The following is a 22,106-nucleotide window of genomic DNA, read 5'->3' as shown; positions in this document are numbered from 1 at the left end:
AGTTAAGCCTACTTGCGCTGATGGTACTGCAAACGCGGGAGAGTAGGTAGCCGCCGGTTTTTTAAAAAAGAAAGCTTTGTATAGGTAATATACAAGGCTTTTTTTGTTTTGTTTTGGGTTGTTTTTTTTGATAACCTTCTTTTTACCTGTTTATTACCATCTTCTTATTTATTAATTTCAAAAACTATCCTGGAAGCGGTTTTTTTATTTATATATTTGTTACTATAATAATAAATAAATGGATAAAGCTTTTCAATACCAAATAGAAAATAAACAAAGATATTTAGACGAATTATTTGATTTATTACGAATTCCATCTATTAGCGCGGATTCAGCATATGCTAATGACATATTAAAATGTGCCAATAGTATTTCTAATAATTTAAAAGAATCCGGATTTGAGAATGTTGAAATATGTAAAACACAAGGGAATCCGGTAGTTTATGCCGATAAAATTATTAGCTCCGATTTACCAACAGTTTTAATTTATGGTCATTACGATGTACAACCTGCAGATCCCTTGAATCTTTGGGAAACTGATCCTTTCGATCCTGTAATAAAAAAATCAAACATACATCCGGAAGGTGCAATTTATGCTCGAGGATCTGCTGATGATAAAGGTCAATTCTTTATGCATGTAAAGGCTATTGAGTCTCTTATAAAAACAAATACTTTACCATGTAATGTTAAATTAATTATTGAAGGAGAAGAAGAAATAGGTTCTGTCAATTTGGGGAATTTTTTAAAAGAAAATTTAAGCAAACTTTCATGTGATATTATATTGATATCAGACACACATATTTTTTCAAATCAAGTTCCGACCGTTACAACCGGTTTAAGAGGTCTAAGTTATGTAGAAGTTGAAGTAGAAGGGCCTAATCGAGATTTACACTCCGGTTTATATGGTGGTGCAGTTCCTAATCCTATTAACGTGCTTTCTGATATGATCGCTTCGTTAATTGATAAAGACGGCAAAATTACTGTTAAAGGATTCTATGATAAGGTAATAGAAATATCTCCTGAAGATCGGGCAGAATTAAATAAAATTCCTTTTGATGAAGAAGAGTTTAAAAAATCAATCGGTTTAAAAGGGACGCAAGGGGAAAAAGGATATAACTCGTTAGAGAGAACATCTATACGACCTACCTTAGATGTAAATGGTATTTGGGGAGGTTATACAGGAGAAGGAGCTAAAACTGTTATTCCATCAAAAGCTTATGCTAAAATATCCATGAGATTAGTTCCTGACCAAAATTCTGAGGAAATAACTGAATTGTTTACAAAACATTTTTTATCCATTGCTCCGGAAAGTGTTAAAGTAAAAGTCACCCCTCATCACGGAGGTAATGCATACGTTTTACCCTCCTCAGATCCCGGATATAAAGCAGCTAAACTGGCTATGGAAAAAACCTTTAATAAAGAAGTTTTACCCTACAGAACCGGGGGGAGTATTCCCATTGTTTCTCTATTTGAAGAATTATTGGGAGCAAAATCCGTTTTAATGGGATTTGGATTGGATAGTGATGCTATTCATTCTCCTAATGAACACTATGGTTTATTTAACTTTTATAAAGGAATTGAAACCATTCCCTATTTTCTCAAATTTTATACAGAAAACTTACGAAGTAAAAAATAATATTTAAAACGTAAGTAGAGCTTGATTTTTCAAACATCCTTTTTTGTACTCTTATATTTATGATTGAAATATTTTTGGTTTTACTATTTAGTATCATTTTTTTATTAATAGGAATATATATCGGAAAAAAAATTAATGTTTCATCCATTAATTCCGAAAAAATTCTTTTAAATGAAAAGATAAAAGCTTTACATGCTGGTTTAAGTAAAAGTGAAGAACTAAAAGAAAAAGAGTTGTTTGAAAAGGAAAAAATAAAAAAGGAAAGAGAACAATTATTGCTTGAATTAGCTCGTAAAGATGCCGATTATGAAAACTTAATGCATAAAAATAAAGAGCAAAAATTGGAGATTGAAGAAATTCAAGATAATTTTAGGAAAGAATTTGAGATAATAGCAAGTAAAATACTGGAACAAAAAACTGAAAAATTTACAGAACAAAACAGGCATAATATAAAAACACTTTTAGATCCCTTACAAGAGAAAATTTCCGTTTTTGAAAAGAGAGTGGAAGAAAGCCAAAAAGAAAATATAGGGATCTATGCATCTTTAAAAGAACAATTACATTATTTACAAAACCAAAATTTAAGAATCTCTCAGGAGGCTGAAAATCTCACTAAAGCTCTTAAAGGAGATACAAAAATTCAAGGAAATTGGGGAGAATTAGTTTTAGAAAGAGTTTTAGAAAAATCGGGATTAGAAAAAGGAAGAGAATATTTTATACAAGAACGCTTGTGTTCTGAAGATGGAAAACGGTATATTCCCGATGTAATCATATATCTTCCTGATAATAAAAAGATGATTATAGATTCCAAAGTTTCTTTAATAGCCTATGAACGTTACATAAACAATGATAATGAAGAAGAAAAAAAACTTCATTTAAAAGATCATATAAATTCTATTAAAAAACATGTTAATCAACTTTCATCGAAAAATTACCAGGGGTTACATGCAGAAAATTCATTAGATTTTATATTACTTTTCATCCCCATTGAAACGGCTTTTTCTTTAGCTTTAAATTATGAATCATCTTTATATAACAAAGCCTTCGAAGAAAATATTGTTATAGTTACTCCATCTACTCTTTTAGCAACCTTGAAAACTATTGATAGTATGTGGAATAACCAAAAGCAACAAAGAAATGCATATGAAATAGCTAAAACTGCCGGTAATTTATACGATAAATTTGAAGGATTTCTACAAGATTTGTTGCGTATAGGGAAAAAAATGGATGAGGCTAAAAATGAATATGGAAACGCTATGAACAAGCTGGTAGAAGGGCGAGGTAATCTTGTCTCTCAAATACATAATTTAAAAAAAATGGGTGCAAAAGCTAAGAAAACCTTGCCTGAAGATCTTATATCAAAAGCTGAAATTTTTGAAAGTGAATCTTAATTTTAAAAACACTGTGTAATAAAATTTTATAAATAAATTGAATGAATTCTCTAAGTAATAAACAATAAAATAAATGAAAAGCAAAAAATTATTTTTGATTGTAGCACATTTTTTATCATTAACATTAATTTTTGCCGGTACCAATGAGCCTGTAGAAGAAGAGAATGAAGAAAAAAATACGAAAGAATTCAGGGCCGTATGGGTGGCAACATTTTTAAATATAGATTGGCCTTCAAAACCCGGTTTACCTGCTGAACAACAAAAAGAAGAATTTATAACCTTATTGGAGAATGTCAAAAAATGGAAAATGAATGCCATTATTGTTCAGGTAAAACCCGCATCTGATGCATTATATCCATCTAAATTAAGTCCCTGGTCGGGTTATTTGTCAGGAACGCAGGGTGTTGATCCGGGATACGATCCCCTTGAATTTATGGTTAAAGAAGCACATAAAAGAGATATAGAAATACACGCTTGGTTTAATCCTTTTAGACTTTCTGCAGCCAATGCCAATTGGAGCTCATTGGCTACTGATAATATTGCATTCAAGCATCCCAATTGGGTAGTTAGATATGCCAATCAATTATATCTAAATCCGGGTCTTCCGGAAGTACGTGATTATGTAATACAGTCCATTATGGAAGTAGTTAATAACTATGAAGTAGATGGTATTCATTTGGATGACTATTTTTATCCCTATAAAGTGGGTAAACTCGATTATCCTGATTTTACGGCTTACACTAAATATGGGGTAACTTTTGCCAGTAAAGCAGATTGGAGAAGAGACAACATTAATACTTTTGTACAAAAATTATATAAGAGCATTAAATCCAAAAATAAAGATATAGAATTTGGCATTAGCCCATTTGGTGTTTGGAGAAATCAAAATAATGATCCTTTAGGATCGAAAACCAAAGCATTACAAAATTATGACGATTTGTACGCTGATGTTTTACTTTGGATGAGAAAAGGGTGGTTAAACTATATAGCTCCTCAGTTATATTGGCATCGAGGACATAATCTTGCCGATTATGCCACTTTAGTGGAATGGTGGAGCAGCATGGCTAAAGAAACAGACACCAAACTGTATATAGGAATGGCGGCCTATAGAGTCAATCAATGGAAAAATCCGAATGAACTTGTTGAGCAAGTATATTTTAATCGTGAGTTTCCAGAAGTTAAAGGAAGTATATTTTTCAGTTATAAATCACTAGTAAATGATCCTAAAGGGGTTCTTACCAATCTAATATCCGGACCTTTTGCAGAATAAATTCTTTAAAGTATAAAAGTGTAGGTTTCGATAAAATCTTAATTTGAGTTGAGCAGTTTACATATCATTTATAAATCTATATAATTTGACGATAATTATGAACGAAATATATTCAAAAGCTTGGTGTTGGCAGCATAGAGGAGAATCGGAAGATTTAATTTGTAAAGAATATAAAATCAGAGAAGTTGAAGATGATGAAGTACTCATTAAAAATACTGTCATAGGACTTAATCCGGTTGATTGGAAACTGATATCATCCGGCAATCCTTCATGGGTAAAAGATCAGATTCCCGGAGTAGATGGTGCCGGTATTGTTATTAAAACAGGAAAGAAAATGAAGCGTATACAAATCGGAGCAAGAGTATGTTATCATTCTGATCTTACCCAAGCAGGTAGTTTTTCCACTTATACTATTCTTAAAGGGAACCGCATTATGCATATTCCTGAAAAACTTAGTGATTATGCAGCTGCAGCATTTCCTTGTCCATCCTTAACCGCCTGGCAGGCTATGCAGAAGATTCCGGATATACATAATAAAAATGTACTAATAAGCGGAGCAGGAGGATCGGTAGGATATTTTCTTACCCAATTAATTCTGAATGCAGGAGCTAAGGTTTATATAACTGCCGATCTCCAACATCATAACGAATTTTATAAGATGGGAGTTAGTAAAGCAGTCGACTATAAAAATGATGATTGGAAAAATGAAATAAAAGAGGCTCTACCCGGAAGTAACTTTGATGTTATTTTTGACACGGTTAGTGGAAATCATGCTTCTCAACTTTTAGATCTAGCAGCCTATTATGGACATATAGTTGCCATACAAGGAAGAGTAGATACTAATCCTTTACCTCCATTTTCAACTTGTGTTTCCTTACATGAAATCGCTTTGGGAGCATTTCACCGATTTGCATCGGAAAAACAAATGGTTCAATTAATGACTGATGGGGAGAAACTTTTACAACAAATCAGTACAGGTAAATTAAAGTTGAGAGATCAAAAAATCAGCAGTTTTGACCGTTTACCTTCTCATCTGGCCGAAATGAAACATACTAATTCCAGTTATAAATATCTTATTGAATTTTAAATTGAACAATAATAAAATTATAGATATAAGCTAATCTTTACAATAAAAAATACTCTTAGTTCTAATATAAAAAAAGGAGATTAAAAGGATTCAATCTTTTTTTTTTTTTTTTTTTTTGGTAAAATTATAAAAACAACAATGAATATTATATAAATATATATAAAGTTATTAAAATTTTATAAAAATATGGCATAATATGTGATATTACATTTTTAAAATTTTTTTATTAAATGACATTGTCATAGCTCATGTCTCATAAAATTTATAAATTAAAAAAGGGTGATACATTACAAAGTGTTGCCGAAGAATTACAAATTAGTGTTTCCGCTCTTAGAGATTATCACAATAAATATTGCGATTTGGAATATCTTATACCTAGAGAAGATAAAATACCTTCTCATATTAAAGGAATAATTATTTCTGATAAAGATATTACAATAGATGATAAATTAAAAAATATACATTGTTTTTCATTATATACAAATGGTAAATATGAAATTGGAATTAAAAATGTTTTACTAGTTAATAATGAAACTATAAGTGAAAATGAATCAAAAAATATCTGGAATTTTTCAGAAATAAATGGTTGTATTGATTTAAATATAATAAAAAAAAATATTCTAAAATCAAATGTTCAGTTAAAACCTTTATTGGATATAATCATGATGATTAATGAATCTACAGATCATCTAAAATTGGCCTTAGATGTAAATAATAATATTATTGAAGTGCTAAATAAAAATGAAATTTTAGAAAAATGGGAAGAAATTAAACTAAATAAAATAAAATTTTATGAATTTAAGGATGAATTCATAAAAATTATTGTTAAACAGTATGATCATGCATTTAAGAATATTACGAGTCACATACAAAAAAATTTATTATATCAGTTAATTTTTTTTTCATGTGCAAAATTAAAGTACCCTTGTCTTTATCCCCAACTTTTAAAAAGACAAATTGTCGTAAATTCATTATTATTTCCTGAAAAGAATATTATTTATGATTTGAAATATACCAGTAAGGAAACAAAAGAATATTTACTTTTTAATTTAACAACAGAAGTTCCTTCAACTTCATTAAACCATTTCAAAGAAATATATGAAAAAGGATACTCTAAGCTAATAAAAACAGCCTTTTCTCCAACATTTATAATTGAATCTAGTTATTTTTTTAATAAAAAAAATAATAAATTGGAAAAAGCAATCATATATGTTAAAGAACAAATGAATAAAGATTTAATGTATATAGCTCAATATACTCTAACCAATATATCATTGAAAATGTAAAAAAAATGTAGTTTTTGAATATCAATAAATAATTCATAGATGAGATAAAGTATAATTTAGTGAAAAGATAAATAAAAATTTTAGATGAATATGTATTTATATTTTAGTAAGAAAAAAAATATTATACTAACCCTTATATTAATACTAGGAATGAATATACCGAGTGCATGCTTTGATCCAATAAAAAGTAAAAACCATAAAAAATATACCCCTGAATATTGTTTCGAGCCAGAAATGCAACCTTTGGCTAGAGCTATATATGTAGGAGATACCAAAGAAATAAAACGATTACAAAAAGAATTATCCACTGATATTAACTATATGAGCAGCAAAAGCGGTTTTCGATATTTGTATTATGCCTGTTTGATGGAAGATATTGAAGTCGTAAAAACTTTATTAAGTTTAGGAGCAGATCCTAATAAAGTTATAATGGATATATCTAAAGGAAAACCTCCTGCTAAAACCACCAATATATATTTTGCTGTAGCTAGAGGAAATATAAAGCTTGCAAAAATATTATTGGAAAATGGAGCTAATCCTAATACTATGGTAGGTTTGCTTCCTTTAAACGTTGCTATGTCCCATAAAAATATGCAAGAATATTTTGATTTACTTTTCAAATATGGAGCCGATGCAAATTTCAAAGAATATGGAAGTTGTGATAATGCGGCACAGATAGCTCTTTCTGGATCGCATTATGAATTTATATTATATTTTTTGGATAAAGGTTCAGATCCAAAATCTGTAAATAGATATGGAAATAGTTTAGCTTATTCGGTTCAATTGAAATTGGAGAATTTTCGTGGTTCAGATGATCAAAGAAAAATTTTACAAGATGTAAAGAATCGGTTAGAAAATGAATATGGAATAAAATTCCCGGTTAAACAAAATAGAAAAGAAGGAATTGAAAATGAAATATCTATTTATGAACGTTTACCTCAGGAGATTAAAGAACTTCCTGGAATGGAGGAAAGTAAAAAATATTTTCGGAAACTAAAAGATTCGTTGGAAAAAGGAAAAACATTAATGGGTCAATCAATAATCAATTAAAATTATGAGTCAATCATATGTACCTGATGGAACTCTTGTGACCTGTAGTGAAGGTAAAGTAAATACTTACATTCATGTAGTTTCACAAAATAGGATTTATATGAACGGGAAATTAAAAGCAACAGAAAACGATCGATTTAAAGGTAATTTTCATTGCTCTAAAATGGTAAAAGGACCTTCACTTCTTGAAGGAATGTTAGGTGCTGCTATTGGTGTTTATGGATTTGCCACTAATCCTTCTGTAAGTATTTTTGCCGGTCAATGGGTAAGGGGAATATTTGGAACCCCTTCAAGTAATATACTACCTAATTTGTGCTCAACCTTATGTTCTAATTCAAGCTGGACAGTTGTCCATCCTAAAGTATATTTAACTGGGCAACATGCCTTGTTAGAAAAAGCACGTCTTAGGTGTACTATGGGAGGTTTGATACAAATATTACTTCCCAATATGACAAAAGCTATTACATATGCGCGATTAGCGCAGGCAGTGTATCAGCTGATTGATTATGAAAACCCAAAGAATAATGAGGAAATAGATGGATTCAAACCGGTTGATGCTGAACGTGCAAAACAAATTTTGGGAGATGGATGGAAAAAATTATTAGATCAGGATGAAGATAATGGATTTTATTCAACATTATATGAGGATAAAAATGGAAATGTAGTAATTGCTTACAGAGGTACTGATGTTGGAGCGGGAATAAACGATATTTTGGAAGATGTGTACCAAGCTATGGGAGTAAGTTCCGATCAATATGATGCTTCAGTTAAATTATCAGATAAAATTCAAGAAGCTAAAAATAATGGATATATTAAAGGCGAGGTAATTATAACCGGGCATTCTTTGGGTGGAGGGTTGGCTACTATAGCTGGTGCAAAAACTGGTTATCCTACCTATACATATAATGCAGCAGCAGTTAATGATAAGACATATAAACGAAACCAAATGGAGAAAAACACTGATCAAGTACAGGCCTATATTGGTACCAAAGATCCTTTAAACGCGGTTCAGGACAATAGAGAAGTTATTTTATCGGGTGCTGTTTCATTAGCACCTTCACTTGCTGTTATAGGAGGAATTGGCGGAGCTGTGTTAGGTCCTTTTGGTTCAATCGGCGGATTTTTGGGTTTTGTCGGAAACTGGGCAATCTCAACCGGAGGATTACCCCGTCAAACAGGAGTTCAAAGAATTTTAGTACCTCAAGATAATAATAATATTATTGATAACCATTTACTTAATGATTTAATTAGATCCATGGAAAAAATGAAGAAAAGCATGGACGCAGGTAATCCTGTATTAGCAGAAATGAACATATAAATTAAATTATATCAACTAAAAATTATCGCTATAAATAGTCTTTAAATATAATAATACATTGAAAAAAAATACGTCATCATATTTGTGTTAATTGAAGTAGGATAAAAAGTTACACATTTAAGGGAAATGCCTAAATTTGTACATTCACTAGTAATTAAAAACAATGAACCTAAAGTCTTATATAAAAGAACAAAGTATACAAGCAATTGAAAATTTATTTCAACAGAAAGTTGAAGATGTTGAAATACAAATAACTAAAGATGAATTTGAAGGAGATTATACTTTAGTGATTTTTCCCTTTGTTAAGCTAGTGAAACAGAAGCCGGAGGAAATAGCCAATAAAATAGGATCATATCTTACAGCTAAGAAAGAATTTATTGCTTTTAATGTAGTTAAAGGCTTTCTTAACCTCTCTTTAAATCCGACCGTCTTTACTAAACTATTAAAAGAAAAATATTCAGTTAAAGATTTTAAGCTTACGAAAAAGCATACTGAAAAAATAATGGTTGAGTATTCCTCTCCGAATACCAATAAACCAATTCATTTAGGACATATAAGAAATAATTTATTAGGATTTTCAATTAGTAACATCTTAAAAGCAGCAGGAAATGAGGTGTTGAGAGGACAAATAATTAATGATCGAGGTATTCATATTTGCAAGTCCATGTTGGCATGGAAAAAATATGGAAATGGAGAAACTCCACAAACAACAGGAATTAAAGGAGATCATTTGGTAGGAAAATATTATGTTATTTTCGATCAAAAATACAAAGAAGAAATACAATCTTTAATTTCATCGGGAATGGATGCAGATGAAGCTAAGAAAAAAGCACCCATTCTTTTAGAAGCTCAAGAAATGTTGAAAAAGTGGGAAGACGGCGATGCGGAAATAAAAGCTTTGTGGAAAGAGATGAACAGTTGGGTGTATTCAGGTTTCGAGAAAACATATCAAAGACTAGGAGTATCTTTTGATTTAGTCCAATATGAAAGTGACACCTATTTGCTGGGAAAAGATGTTATTGAAGAAGGACTTAAAAAAGGAATTTTATTTAAAAAAGAAGATGGATCTGTTTGGGCAGACTTAACAGAAGAGGGATTAGATCAAAAATTATTGTTGAGAGGAGACGGAACTTCTGTCTATATCACACAAGACTTAGGAACAGCCGTTGAAAGATTTACCCGTTATCATCTTAATGAATTAATCTATACAGTAGGAAATGAACAAGATTATCATTTTCAGGTATTGTTTCTAATTTTAAAAAAATTAGGTTATCAATGGGCAGATAAATTATATCATCTTTCCTACGGAATGGTAGATTTACCAAGTGGAAAGATGAAATCAAGAGAAGGTACGGTGGTTGATGCAGATGAATTAATGGAAGAAATGCATCAAGAAGCAGTTAAAAAAACTTCCGAATTAGGAAAATTAGAAGGCTACACCGAAAATGAAAAAGAACAAGTGAATGAACTTATTGGCTTAGGCGCATTAAAATATTTTATATTGAAAGTTGATCCTAAGAAACGAATTTTATTCGACCCTAATGAAAGTATCGAATTCAATGGAAATACCGGTCCGTTTATCCAATATACATATGCCCGGACTTGTTCCGTGCTTAGAAAAGCCGCAAAGCAAACCTTAGAAATTAAAGATAAAGAATTAAATAAGGCAGAACAAAAATTAATCATACTTTTATCCTCTTATGAGGAACTGATTGAAAAATCTGCTGCAGATTTAAATCCCGCATTAATAGCCAATTATATATACGAAGTCTCTAAAGAATATAACTCTTTCTATCAAAGTAATCGTATCTTGGATGCCGAAAATGAATCAGAACAACAACTGCGTTTGGCAATAACTCAATGGACCGGAAATGTGATTAGACACGGGTTAAGTCTATTGGGTATAGGGGCACCGGAAAGAATGTAGTATGTCGTATGATTTAGAAAACATATTAAAACAAAAAGATATAAATCCCACAGCCATGCGTTTATTGGTTTTAGATTATTTTCTAAAACAAAATACCGCTTTATCCTTATCGGATTTGGAGTCTGGATTTGATTATTCTGACCGAACTACTCTATTCAGGACTTTAAAGACTTTTGAAAAAAAAGGATTATTGCATACTATAAAAGATGGGCATATAACTGTTTATGCCTTATGTATGGATAATTGTTCTGAGGAGCAACATGCTGACAGCCATATGCATTTTTGTTGCAAAAATTGTAAAAAAATATACTGTATGCGGACTGTAAGAACGCCGAATATAAACATTCCAGAAGGATTTATCGCTGAAAAATTAGATATTGTTATTCATGGATTATGTAACGATTGTGCAGAGAAACCTATCTAAAAATTAACAGAAAAAGCAGAAAATTAGTAACTTTGTACACTCATGGAAAACTTTGTAGTTTCAGCCCGAAAATATAGACCTTTAGAATTTGATGCTGTTGTAGGGCAAAGTCACATAACCAATACTTTGGAACATGCCATTGATAATAATCAATTAGCTCAGGCATTGCTTTTCTGTGGACCTAGAGGAGTAGGTAAAACTACATGTGCCCGTATTTTAGCTAGAAAAATTAATGAAAAATACGGAGAGACTGATGAGAATGATTTTGCATTCAATATATTTGAATTAGATGCAGCTTCCAATAATTCCGTAGACGATATACGGAATCTGATTGAACAAGTGCGATATGCTCCTCAGGTAGGAAAGTATAAAGTATATATCATTGATGAGGTGCACATGCTGTCTAATGCTGCTTTTAATGCTTTTTTGAAAACATTGGAAGAGCCACCTGCACATGCCATTTTTATTTTGGCAACAACAGAAAAGCAAAAGATCATTCCTACCATTCTTTCAAGATGTCAGATTTACGACTTCAAGAGAATTGAAGTTAACGATATAAACAATCATTTAAAAAAAATAGCTCAAGAAGAAGGCATTCAATATGAAGAAGATGCTTTGTATATTATCGCCCAAAAAGCAGACGGGGGATTACGCGATGCTCTTTCTATGTTTGACCGACTCGTTACTTTTACTCAAAAAAATTTAACAGTTGCGTCCGTCACAGAAAACCTAAGCATTCTTGATTATGAATATTATTTTAAAATAACGGATTTAGCTTTAAAAAATGATATTCCCGGATTACTATTAGCTTTTAATGATATTATAAAAAAAGGATTTGATCCACAATTATTTATTTCAGGATTAGGAAGTCATTTTAGAGATTTAATGGTAGCACAGAATCCTCAAACAATTTCCCTGTTGGAAGTAGGAGACAATACCAAGCAAAAATATTTACAACAAGCTCAAAATTGCTCATCCAGATTTTTGATAGACGCTATTGAAATTTGTCATCAGGCTGATATAAACTTTAGGAATAGTAAAAGTCCTAAACTATCCATTGAAATAGCCTTAATGCAATTGGCTTCTTTAACAGCTGGTGAATCTTCCTCAACTAAAAAAAAAAGTTTAGGATAATACCACCGCCTAATCATCTTCCTGCAAAGCAGGAAAATAAATTAACACCCCAAACCATAAAATCCGAGGAAGAGAAACAGATAGAAAAAGTTGGTAATTCTCAGGTAAAAGTTGAAAATAGTTTACCTTCAAAACCAATTGTAAAAAGTGGAATACCTCTGGGAAATCAAACTAAAAAAGGATCATTTCTTTCAATTAAGGGATCACTTCACACGGCTTCTCAAAAAGAAGAAAAGGTAGCTAATTTAGATTTTTCCGAAAGAGATAAAGACGATTTTACTGAAGATCAAGTTAAGAGTTTTTGGAATACCTATTTGGAAACTTTAAAAAACCAACCGGTTTTATATAGTGTTTTAAACACGACCCAATGCAGTGTTAACCCGAATCATACTATTTTTTTTGAATTTCCTTCCAATTCAGCTTATGATGAATTTGAACACTTACGTGAAGATATTTTTCAAAAACTGAAAAAAGAGGTAAATAATTATTCCATTAATTTTAAATATCAAATTAAGGAAACTCAAAGAACGATCCTTCTAACAGATAAAGATAAATACGAAAAAATGGTAAAGGAAAATCCATTATTAGAGAAGTTAAGAAATGATTTTCGATTAGATTTTTAAAATTACTAAAAAAATATAATGACCAATATTTATTTATAAGATTTTTACCGATTAAAAAAGAATAAATTCTTTTTTATAGAATATTAACTAAAATTTATATTCGTGTTTCAATAAATTATCGGATATTTGCAGGGTACTTATACTATTGAAAAAATAATTTAAATGTTATTTTTATAGTATAAAAATTAGAAGGTCAAGAATAAAAAAATAATAAATTTTAAACGAATGAAAAAAAATAAAATCGTTACATTATTAGGTATAATTTGCTCATTATCACTTTCTGCACAAGATAAAATTGAATTAAAAACAGATAAACAAAAATTGTCGTATTCTTTAGCATATAACATTGTTCAAAGTTTAAAGCAACAAGATATGTTAGAAGATATAGATATTAATATATTTAATCAGACATTTAGGGATGAATTAGCCGGTAAACCATCGATTTACCCTATGGATTCTGTAAATTCCTTTATGCAGAAATATTTTTCAAAAAAAAGACTGGAATTTGAAAAGAAAAGAAAAGAACAAGGAGAATTAAATAAAACTCAAGGATTAGCTTTTTTAGAAAAAAATAAAAAGAAAAAAGGAGTAATAACAACTGCATCTGGGTTACAATATGAGGTTTTAGAAAAAAGCAAATCTAATGAAAAGCCAAACGAAGATGATATGGTAAAAGTTAAGTATACCGGTAAACTTCTCGATGGGAAAATATTTGATTCGACAGATAAAAATAATGCAGGTAACCCAATTGAATTTCAATTAAACAGAGTAATTAAAGGTTGGACTGAAGGGGTAGCCTTAATGACCAAAGGGTCAAAATATAGATTTTTCATTCCTTCTGAACTTGCTTATGGAGAAAATGGAGCGGGAATGGATATAGGACCTAATTCTGTATTGATTTTTGATATTGAATTAGTGGATTTTAAAAATCCGGAAGATAATACAGAAAACTCAGCCAATTAAAAAAAATTATATTTAACTATTTAACACAATGATAAAGAAAACAATTTTACTGGCATTAGCAGGTATCAGCCTTGTTGCATGTAATAAGGAAGGACAAAGAGTTACAAAATTAAATACCGATGATGAAAAAGCAGCCTATGCAATTGGCTTAGATCTTGCTCGTAATTTTAAAATTCAAGGGTTTGATAAAGATTTAAATGTAAATATTATTAAACAAGCCATGGAAGACAAATTTGAGGGTAAACAATTATTATTCTCAGAAGATTCCATACAATCTTTTATGACTGTTTATGTTCCTAAACATTTGGAAAAAATAGCTAAAAGAAATGCAGAAGAAAGTAAAAAATTCCTAGAAGAAAATAAAAAGAAAGAAGGCGTTAAAACAACAGCTTCTGGACTACAATATAAAGTTGAAAAAGAAGGAAACGGAGCAAAGCCAACCGATGAAGATATGGTATCCGTAAATTATGTATTGAAAACAACCGATGGTTCCGTGATTGAAGATTCTAAAAAACAAACCGAAGGTAAATCGGCTGATATTCCTTTAGCAAGAGTGGTACCCGGATGGAAAGAAGGGGTTAAATTGATGTCTAAAGGAGCCAAATACATATTATATGTGCCTTCAGATTTAGCCTATGGGGAAAATGGTCCTGCAGGTCCTAATCAAGCTCTAATATTTGAAGTGGAATTGGTAGATTTTAAACCAATGCCTAAAGATGTAAAAAATCAAGCACCTATGCAGATTACACCTCAACAATTAGATGAAGTACAAGAACAAACCCAACAAAAACAAAAATAAATTACTCTTATAAAATAGTAGATGAGGCAGAAAAACTCTTATTTTTTATAAGAGTTTTTCTTTTTATAGAAGCGGCATTACAAATTCATTTAGTAAATTTGTGTTCAAAATTTTACATATGAAGAAAATTCAAATGGTGGATTTAATCAACCAATATCAGCATATAAAACCTACTGTAGATAAAGGATTTGAAGAAGTATTAAACACCGCTTCTTTTATCAATGGACCGCAAGTCAATTCATTTGCTCAAAATTTAGAAAAATATTTAGATGTAAAACATGTTATTCCATGCGGTAATGGTACAGAAGCATTACAAATAGCTCTAATGGCTCTGAATCTACAACCCGGTGATGAAGTCATAACCGCTGATTTTACTTTTGCAGCAACCGTGGAAGTAATTAGCTTGTTAAAGCTAAATTCTGTTTTAGTAGATGTAGATTATGATACTTTTACTATAAGTCCGGATGCTATAAGAAAAGCCATTACACCTAAAACAAAAGCTATTATTCCTGTGCATTTATTCGGGCAATGTGCAAATATGGAAGAAATCATACAGATTGCAAATGAACACAATTTATATGTTATTGAAGATAATGCCCAAGCTATAGGTTCAGAATATACATTTAGTAACGGAACTCGTAAAAAATCAGGAACAATGGGGATTATAGGAACCACTTCCTTTTTTCCATCTAAAAATTTAGGTTGTTACGGCGACGGAGGTGCCCTTTTTACAGATAATGATGAATTAGCACATAAAATACGCGGAATTGTTAATCATGGAATGTACAAAAGATATTACCATGATGAAATTGGGGTAAATTCACGATTGGATAGTTTACAGGCTGTAGTCTTGAATGCAAAATTACCTTTATTGGATTCCTATAATGAAAAGAGAAGAAAGGCTGCTGACTATTACGATCAAGCTTTTTCCAATCATCCTAATTTAGTTATTCCTGTAAGAATGGAAAATTATTCCACCCATGTGTTTCATCAATACACGTTAAAAGTGGTTAATTCAGATAGAGATGCTTTACAAAAATATCTTTCAGAAAGAGAAGTTCCTGCAATGATATACTATCCTGTACCTTTAAGAAAACAAAAAGCTTACGATAACGGAAATTATAAAGATGAAGATTTTCCGGCAACCAACAAGCTAATCAATGAAGTAATTTCTTTACCTATGCATACGGAATTGCAAGATGATCAGCTAAAATACATTACGGAAACGGTCTTAAGTTTTTTTAAATAAAAACGGTAAAGATCCTAAAAATATAAAAAGCCTGAGAATATTCTCAGGCTTTTATATTATAATAATTTTTTATTGTTTAAACTTATAATATCTGGCACCCAGTAATACAGGATTTTCATGTTCAATACTTTCCAACATATATTCATTTTTAGGAGCAAGTACAGATGTTTTTAATTCTTTTTTATATAAAGCATGATAAGTATCCATATCAATAGCCTGAGTATGTTCTAATGTTTCAAACAAGTGAAGCTTTTCAGATTGAGTTTTCCATTCCTTTTCAATCACACCTTCAAACGCCTTCGATTTTGAACCGCTACCATAAGCTAAAAAGCCAAACTTTTCTCCGATAATTTCGGAATTGTTTTTTACATGATAATACAAGGTAGATAATAATCCCATAAAAATTGATCCGGTATACATATTTCCAATATTGGAAGATGCAACTTCGGCAGGAGCAAACTTTTCTTGTACAAAAGATTTATATTCCGGAGTTTTACTTATTTCCTTGAGTTTATCGGTGTATTCCTTTTCTTGAGTAGGTAAAGATTCTTTTAAATCGGAATCTAAAGCATATATTTCAGAAAACATTCTTCTCCCTTGAAAAGAATAAGGAGAATGCACAATTATATTTTTCCACTGTTGATAAAGAGTGGTTTCAATGCCTAATAATTTTTTAAGATGAAAATAGGCACCCTTCAGTCTATTTTGATAACAAGTATTCGAATATTGACCATCAAAAATAGGTTGTTCCTTAAAAAGATTGATTTCGTCTTCTTCTATTCCGAACCAAATCGGATTATTATCTTTTTCAGTCACTTCTTTTTTTGATAAGCTTCTTTTAGGCTTAAAAAAATCAAAAACCCCTTTTGTGCTAATTCCAATTTTATTTTTGATAGAAATGATTCTCGGATTTGCAGACAATAATAAAGCTACAGCACCTGCTCCTTGTGTATATTCTCCGGTAGAATTCAGGTCATATTTTGCATAATCCGTACCTATGACTATCGCTTTTTTATCAGGATTCACTCGAATATAATCTAATGAATTATGTAGGGCATCTACCCCTCCAATACAGGCAAAAGTAAGGTCTACCACATCGCAATGCTCAAAAGAACCTTCTCCATAAAGATCTTCCATTAGGGATACCAGAAAAGATCCGATAGGTTTGGAAGAATCAATACCGCTTTCTGTACCTATATAGATTCGGCTAATTTCTTCCGGGCGCAATCCTTCTTGCTCCAATAACTTTTTTAGAGCATTAGCGGCAAAAACTATTACGTCTTGATGAACATCAGGAAGCGACATTTTAAGTAAACCTAAACCCTTTTCAAGCTTTGCCGGTTCAATGTTCCTCGCAATTGCTAATTCTTTTATAGGTAAATATATTTTCGGGATATCAAAAGAAAATGCGTCAATACCCACTTTTACATCATAATTCATAATATCAATAAATTCTTCACAAAAGTAGTAAAAACAAATGTATTTTAGGTTGGTATAAAGTTTTATCAAAAGGAAAAGTAACGAATGTTTATACTGTTTAAGTTGAAAAATTTAAATTTATAAATCTTAAATATTTTCATAAAGTACCTATACAGAATAATTTATTTAAAGCTATAATTAAATATCTTAAAAATATTGTATAAGAAAAGATATACAAAAAAAATAAAGTTGAATCGTCTTGGTGATATTTATCATATAATAATAACCAAAATCAGAATAATAAAAAGAATTTTTTAAGTAATAATTATTAAAAATTTACCATTTACAAGCTGCAATATATTCCGTATTTTTGCGTGTAAAAATCATTGAGAAATGGGTAAATTACAAGAGGATTTTTTTAAATATCAAGCAAAAACAACTTTTTATGCCTCAGGTTTTGAAGTAGACAAAGCTGTAGGAAATTATATATACGGAAAAGATGGCAAGGCATATCTGGACTTTGTAGCGGGAGTTTCGGCAAATACTTTAGGTCATTCCCACCCGAAAGTTATTCAAGCGATTAAAGATCAGGCGGATAAATACTTACACGTAATGGTATATGGAGAATATGCCATGGAAAAGCCGGTGCAGATATGTAAAATGTTATCGGAAAATTTACCGGATCCGCTCCATACAACCTATTTGGTCAATTCCGGAACGGAAGCCATAGAAGCGTCCATGAAGTTAGCTAAACGATATACAGGAAGGCAAGAAATCATTTCGTTTATTGATGCTTATCACGGAAACTCGCAAGGTTCCTTGAGTTTAGCAGGTAGGGATACTAATAAAAAGCCTTTTGAGCCTTTATTGCCTCAAATTAATTTTATACGCTTTAATAAAGAAGAAGATTTAACTAAAATAACCGATAAAACAGCGGGAGTAGTAGTTGAAACCATTCAAGGGGCAGCAGGATTTATAACCCCTGAAAACAATTATTTGAAAAAATTAAAAAACAGATGTGAAGAAGTCGGAGCATTACTAATATTAGACGAGATACAGCCCGGATTTGGCAGAACAGGTAAGTTATTTGCTTTTCAGTGGTACGACCTGGTTCCCGACATCTTGGCCATGGGGAAAGGTATGGCCGGAGGAATTCCGATAGGAGCCTTTATGGCTTCTGCTGAAATGATGGATACTTTAGCAGATCATCCTAAACTAGGTCATGTGACCACTTTCGGCGGTAATCCTATTCCGGCTGCAGCAGCTTGTGCGGTTATGGAAGAATTATTGACAACCGATTTGATGGATCAAGTTCACAGCAAAGAAAAATTATACAGAGAAAAATTAAAACATAAGGAAATTCTCTCCATTAACGGAAGAGGTCTAATGTTGGCTGTGCAACTGCGATCACCTGAATTTAGTTTAAAAGTAGCTGAAAGATGTATGCACAAAGGATTAATCGTTTTTTGGCAATTATACAGAAATGAATTCTTACGAATTTCGCCTCCATTAACCATTACTCAGGAAGAGATTATTAAAGGATGTGATATTATTTTAGAATCCATCGATGAAGTAGCTAAAGAATTTTAAATTGTACTAAGTTTAAAACGAATAATAATTCAAGTTTTAATTAAACAAATAACTAATCAAGTAAAGATAGTATTCTTATCTTTACTTCACGTAAAAACTAAAATTAAATCATATGGCAACTGCACACATTCAGGCAGAATTCGGAGAAATTGCAAAAACAGTATTGATGCCCGGAGATCCCTTAAGGGCTAAATATATAGTGGATAAATATTTAGAAAATCCAATACAATTTAATTCTGTCAGGAACATGCTTGGATATACCGGTCTTTATAAAGGAAAAAAAATATCTATTATGGGATCCGGTATGGGAATGCCAAGTATAGGTATCTATTCTTATGAGCTATTCTCTCAGTACGGAGTTGACACTATTATACGAATTGGTTCAGCAGGTTCGTATGTTGAAGACATTAAAATATATGACGTAGTATTAGGAAATAGCGCATATAGTGAATCCTCTTATGCAAAAGTTCAGTCAGGATACGACAAAGATAAAACCTATCCGTCAGAAGAATTAAATGTATTTATTGCAAAGAAAGCAATTGAATTGAACATTTCAATTCATGAAGCTTGTATACATTCCAGTGATGTTTTTTATGTAGAAGGAGGAACTGATTATAAAAAATTAATTCAAGATCATGGTTGCGGTTGCGTAGAAATGGAGAGTTTTGCTCTATTCCATAATGCCCAAGTTTTAGGTAAGAATGCAGCTTGTTTGTTGACCATCTCTGATTCATTCATTACAAAAGAAAATATATCAGCACAGGAGAGACAATCCTCTTTTGATACGATGATGGTTCTAGCTTTGGAGTCAGCTATCGGTTTTCAATAAAAATTCATGATAAATAAAGTTAAAGGCAAGTAATTTTTACTTGCCTTTTTTATGAATATATTATAATACATTTATAAATTTAGTTAGTAGGGCCACCAACTTATCGAAGGCATACAGAGAAACTTCTGAATCGTATATATCATGATATCCGCTTTTTCCCCCTAAAGTATAAATATAAAAAGAAGGAACTCCTTTTTCGTAAAAAGGGCAATGATCACTATTACAGGCACTTCCTCTGATTTTAACCTGTTTTAAATAATTATACATATAACTTATATTGTCAAGCTTAGTAAATTGCTTAAAATACTCTTTACCGTTTACAACTTGAATTCCATCTTCTCCCGTACCTACCATATCAAAATTTATTAAAAATTTAATTTTCTTTAGATCGAACAAAGGATGATCCACAAAATATTGAGAACCCTTTAATCCTGCCTCTTCTCCGGCAAAAGCAATAAATACTATATCAAAATTGGGTTTGTTTTTTTCAAAAACTTTAGCCATTGAAAGTAACAGAGCAACACCACTGGCATTATCATTTGCACCGGGAAATATAACGTCATTAATTTTACCCAGATGATCATAATGAGCAGTTAATACAATAAGGCTGTCGGAACGTTTGCCTTTTATATAACCTACTACATTATTAGCTTCAAAATTAGGTTCAAAATGGGTTTTTATATCTAAAGTGATGGATGAAATAGTATCAGGTACGGATTGATTATTAATAAATAAATTAACGGTTTTAGTCTGTTTAGGACTTAAAGAATGTATAAATTTTGATGAAGTTTGCTGTATTACCAATGGAACTGAAATATCCCAAACTTCATTGCAAATAAGTTGCGGAATCTCACGATATAATTGATTAGCCGATTCCTCCTGTAAAATCAGGTTATCCGGGAAAATTTTATTCGGAAAAACCACTGAACGGGTATTTATTTTTTCCAATTCTTTATCAATATAAGAACGGTCATTCCACTCAAATAAGCTGTCAATTACCCCCGTATTAAATACAACGGGAGAAAATGTTCCCTTTAAAGATGGCGAACCGGCACCAACCAAATAATCTGAACCTAATTTCAATTCTTTGCCATTTACAGAAACAAAACTTTTGTCTATGATATTAATTGGATAAGAAAAGGATTGGAAATACGAATTATGAATTTTAGATAAACCAATTTTTTCAAATTGTGCAGCAATTTCTTCCGATGTTTTTTTCATTCCGTCTTCAACATAGCCTCGACCGGCAAATTCGGAAGAAGTTAGTTTTTTTATCACTTGTTCCGCATATACTTTAGGCGTTTGCGCTATGGATAAATTAAAGAAAAAAATAATTAAAACAATACAACTTTTTGAAATCAGCTTGTTAGTTATGGGCATCTTGAATATAAGGTTTTGATTGATTGGATGGTATTTCAAAATTAACTCGTAAAGTATAATAAGAACGAACATGCTTTTTATTTAATATGGCCGAATTCCATCTGGCTTGTGTTTTCTTTAAAACACGAATAATTTCATCGGCACATCCGTATCCTATATCTTTTAAAATTTCAAAATTAGTAATTGTGCCGTTTTTTTCAATAACAAATTTCACAATCACTTTTCCTTGAATATGGTTGTTAATGGCTTTAACAGGATATTCAAGATTAGAAGATAAAATTTTGAGTAATTGCTTTCGTCCTCCTTCATATTCCCCTTTTATTTGGACCTGATATGGTTCATAAATGTTACTTTTAGGTAACGATGGTTTTTCTTGAGCAAAAAGAGTATTATAAAATAAAATAATGACAATAAATGATAGAAACGTGTGTATGTTTTTTTTTAACATAAAAAGTGGTTTTGTTAAAATTTAAACGTATTAAATATTTATACGAGGTAAATTGGCAATAATTTTTCAAATATACGGGATAATTTTTTTTAGGTTTAAATAATTTCAAAATTTAAATTCAATCGGTGGAGAGATTTTTTGATAACTTCTGGATAATAGGTTCATTTAGATGAATAAGCCTGATTTTTTTTATCCTAAATTTATAATGAATGTAAATAATATTTTACTATAGAATTCATTATTCTATGAATGAAATTCAATATCTGACAAATGACTTTGTCAC

General features: G+C 30.9%; 19 protein-coding genes. 16 read left to right on the top strand and 3 right to left on the bottom strand.

The window, feature by feature from the left end:
- Positions 1-238 precede the first annotated feature (238 nt).
- From J3U20_RS09825 to J3U20_RS09760, 14 genes are all read left to right on the top strand, one after another.
- A complete protein-coding gene (locus tag J3U20_RS09825) occupies positions 239-1,636 on the top strand; it encodes a dipeptidase (RefSeq protein ID WP_160542994.1) in 1,398 nt (465 codons plus the stop codon).
- 59 nt (positions 1,637-1,695) lie between these two features.
- Positions 1,696-3,027, top strand: coding sequence for a DNA recombination protein RmuC (locus J3U20_RS09820; RefSeq protein WP_160542995.1), 1,332 nt, complete (start codon positions 1,696-1,698; stop codon positions 3,025-3,027).
- A gap of 73 nt (positions 3,028-3,100) precedes the next feature.
- The gene (locus tag J3U20_RS09815; protein WP_160542996.1) at positions 3,101-4,297 is read left to right on the top strand and encodes a glycoside hydrolase family 10 protein; all 1,197 of its coding nucleotides are present in this window, start codon (positions 3,101-3,103) and stop codon (positions 4,295-4,297) included.
- Positions 4,298-4,394: 97 nt separating this feature from the next.
- Positions 4,395-5,384 (top strand): alcohol dehydrogenase catalytic domain-containing protein, encoded by a 990-nt coding sequence (locus J3U20_RS09810; RefSeq protein ID WP_160542997.1) that lies wholly within the window; start codon positions 4,395-4,397, stop codon positions 5,382-5,384.
- Between the two features lie 248 nt (positions 5,385-5,632).
- Positions 5,633-6,670, top strand: coding sequence for a hypothetical protein (locus J3U20_RS09805; RefSeq protein ID WP_160542998.1), 1,038 nt, complete (start codon positions 5,633-5,635; stop codon positions 6,668-6,670).
- A gap of 150 nt (positions 6,671-6,820) precedes the next feature.
- Positions 6,821-7,720 carry an ankyrin repeat domain-containing protein gene (locus J3U20_RS09800; protein WP_160542999.1) on the top strand — a complete coding sequence of 300 codons (900 nt, stop codon included), beginning with the start codon at positions 6,821-6,823 and terminating at the stop codon, positions 7,718-7,720.
- Between the two features lie 4 nt (positions 7,721-7,724).
- Positions 7,725-9,038, top strand: coding sequence for a PAAR-like protein (locus tag J3U20_RS09795; protein WP_160543000.1), 1,314 nt, complete (start codon positions 7,725-7,727; stop codon positions 9,036-9,038).
- A gap of 163 nt (positions 9,039-9,201) precedes the next feature.
- Positions 9,202-10,965: an arginine--tRNA ligase gene (gene argS, locus J3U20_RS09790; RefSeq protein WP_160543001.1), complete on the top strand. Its 1,764-nt coding sequence runs from the start codon at positions 9,202-9,204 to the stop codon at positions 10,963-10,965.
- Position 10,966: 1 nt separating this feature from the next.
- Complete coding sequence (locus J3U20_RS09785) at positions 10,967-11,389, top strand: Fur family transcriptional regulator (RefSeq protein WP_160543002.1); 423 nt, start codon at positions 10,967-10,969, stop codon at positions 11,387-11,389.
- Between the two features lie 42 nt (positions 11,390-11,431).
- A complete protein-coding gene (gene dnaX / locus J3U20_RS09780; RefSeq protein WP_160543003.1) occupies positions 11,432-12,523 on the top strand; it encodes a DNA polymerase III subunit gamma/tau in 1,092 nt (363 codons plus the stop codon).
- A gap of 314 nt (positions 12,524-12,837) precedes the next feature.
- A complete protein-coding gene (locus J3U20_RS09775) occupies positions 12,838-13,146 on the top strand; it encodes a hypothetical protein (protein ID WP_160543004.1) in 309 nt (102 codons plus the stop codon).
- A 225-nt stretch (positions 13,147-13,371) separates the two neighbouring features.
- Entirely contained in the window at positions 13,372-14,109 is a 738-nt protein-coding gene (locus tag J3U20_RS09770) for an FKBP-type peptidyl-prolyl cis-trans isomerase (RefSeq protein WP_160543005.1), read from the top strand.
- A 28-nt stretch (positions 14,110-14,137) separates the two neighbouring features.
- Positions 14,138-14,908: an FKBP-type peptidyl-prolyl cis-trans isomerase N-terminal domain-containing protein gene (locus tag J3U20_RS09765; RefSeq protein WP_160543006.1), complete on the top strand. Its 771-nt coding sequence runs from the start codon at positions 14,138-14,140 to the stop codon at positions 14,906-14,908.
- Between the two features lie 118 nt (positions 14,909-15,026).
- On the top strand, positions 15,027-16,157 hold the full coding sequence (locus J3U20_RS09760; RefSeq protein ID WP_160543007.1) for a DegT/DnrJ/EryC1/StrS family aminotransferase: 1,131 nt from the start codon (positions 15,027-15,029) through the stop codon (positions 16,155-16,157).
- A gap of 69 nt (positions 16,158-16,226) precedes the next feature.
- On the opposite strand, the gene J3U20_RS09755 is transcribed toward J3U20_RS09760, so the two are convergent.
- The gene (locus tag J3U20_RS09755; protein ID WP_160543008.1) at positions 16,227-17,597 is read right to left on the bottom strand and encodes a hydroxymethylglutaryl-CoA synthase family protein; all 1,371 of its coding nucleotides are present in this window, start codon (positions 17,595-17,597) and stop codon (positions 16,227-16,229) included.
- A gap of 372 nt (positions 17,598-17,969) precedes the next feature.
- Here J3U20_RS09755 and J3U20_RS09750 point away from each other — a divergent pair, with 372 nt between their 5' ends.
- Both J3U20_RS09750 and deoD read left to right on the top strand, forming a co-directional pair.
- Entirely contained in the window at positions 17,970-19,166 is a 1,197-nt protein-coding gene (locus J3U20_RS09750) for an aspartate aminotransferase family protein (protein WP_160543009.1), read from the top strand.
- 112 nt (positions 19,167-19,278) lie between these two features.
- On the top strand, positions 19,279-19,995 hold the full coding sequence (gene deoD / locus J3U20_RS09745) for a purine-nucleoside phosphorylase (protein ID WP_160543010.1): 717 nt from the start codon (positions 19,279-19,281) through the stop codon (positions 19,993-19,995).
- A gap of 60 nt (positions 19,996-20,055) precedes the next feature.
- Here deoD and J3U20_RS09740 read toward each other — a convergent pair whose 3' ends face one another.
- Both J3U20_RS09740 and J3U20_RS09735 read right to left on the bottom strand, forming a co-directional pair.
- Entirely contained in the window at positions 20,056-21,375 is a 1,320-nt protein-coding gene (locus J3U20_RS09740) for a M28 family metallopeptidase (protein WP_160543011.1), read from the bottom strand.
- Positions 21,362-21,823, bottom strand: coding sequence for an energy transducer TonB (locus J3U20_RS09735; RefSeq protein WP_160543012.1), 462 nt, complete (start codon positions 21,821-21,823; stop codon positions 21,362-21,364). Before J3U20_RS09735 ends, J3U20_RS09740 begins: the two co-directional genes overlap by 14 nt.
- Positions 21,824-22,106 lie beyond the last annotated feature (283 nt).

The sequence above is a fragment of the Apibacter sp. B3919 genome (assembly GCF_026537405.1).
Classification (GTDB): domain Bacteria; phylum Bacteroidota; class Bacteroidia; order Flavobacteriales; family Weeksellaceae; genus Apibacter.
Note: the sequence above shows the minus strand (reverse complement) of the source record. Positions and strands in the feature narration are given on the sequence as shown.

Bases quoted from the DNA above. Each gene is read 5' to 3' on its own strand.
- J3U20_RS09820 (WP_160542995.1), top strand. From the start codon at position 1,696: ATGATTGAAATATTTTTGGTTTTACTATTTAGTATCATTTTTTTATTA.
- J3U20_RS09825 (WP_160542994.1), top strand. From the start codon at position 239: ATGGATAAAGCTTTTCAATACCAAATAGAAAATAAACAAAGATATTTA.
- J3U20_RS09760 (WP_160543007.1), top strand. From the start codon at position 15,027: ATGAAGAAAATTCAAATGGTGGATTTAATCAACCAATATCAGCATATA.
- deoD (WP_160543010.1), top strand. From the start codon at position 19,279: ATGGCAACTGCACACATTCAGGCAGAATTCGGAGAAATTGCAAAAACA.
- J3U20_RS09765 (WP_160543006.1), top strand. From the start codon at position 14,138: ATGATAAAGAAAACAATTTTACTGGCATTAGCAGGTATCAGCCTTGTT.
- J3U20_RS09810 (WP_160542997.1), top strand. From the start codon at position 4,395: ATGAACGAAATATATTCAAAAGCTTGGTGTTGGCAGCATAGAGGAGAA.
- J3U20_RS09735 (WP_160543012.1), bottom strand. From the start codon at position 21,823: ATGTTAAAAAAAAACATACACACGTTTCTATCATTTATTGTCATTATT.
- J3U20_RS09785 (WP_160543002.1), top strand. From the start codon at position 10,967: ATGTCGTATGATTTAGAAAACATATTAAAACAAAAAGATATAAATCCC.
- J3U20_RS09740 (WP_160543011.1), bottom strand. From the start codon at position 21,375: ATGCCCATAACTAACAAGCTGATTTCAAAAAGTTGTATTGTTTTAATT.
- J3U20_RS09755 (WP_160543008.1), bottom strand. From the start codon at position 17,597: ATGAATTATGATGTAAAAGTGGGTATTGACGCATTTTCTTTTGATATC.
- J3U20_RS09805 (WP_160542998.1), top strand. From the start codon at position 5,633: ATGTCTCATAAAATTTATAAATTAAAAAAGGGTGATACATTACAAAGT.
- J3U20_RS09770 (WP_160543005.1), top strand. From the start codon at position 13,372: ATGAAAAAAAATAAAATCGTTACATTATTAGGTATAATTTGCTCATTA.
- argS (WP_160543001.1), top strand. From the start codon at position 9,202: ATGAACCTAAAGTCTTATATAAAAGAACAAAGTATACAAGCAATTGAA.
- dnaX (WP_160543003.1), top strand. From the start codon at position 11,432: ATGGAAAACTTTGTAGTTTCAGCCCGAAAATATAGACCTTTAGAATTT.
- J3U20_RS09795 (WP_160543000.1), top strand. From the start codon at position 7,725: ATGAGTCAATCATATGTACCTGATGGAACTCTTGTGACCTGTAGTGAA.
- J3U20_RS09800 (WP_160542999.1), top strand. From the start codon at position 6,821: ATGAATATACCGAGTGCATGCTTTGATCCAATAAAAAGTAAAAACCAT.
- J3U20_RS09750 (WP_160543009.1), top strand. From the start codon at position 17,970: ATGGGTAAATTACAAGAGGATTTTTTTAAATATCAAGCAAAAACAACT.
- J3U20_RS09815 (WP_160542996.1), top strand. From the start codon at position 3,101: ATGAAAAGCAAAAAATTATTTTTGATTGTAGCACATTTTTTATCATTA.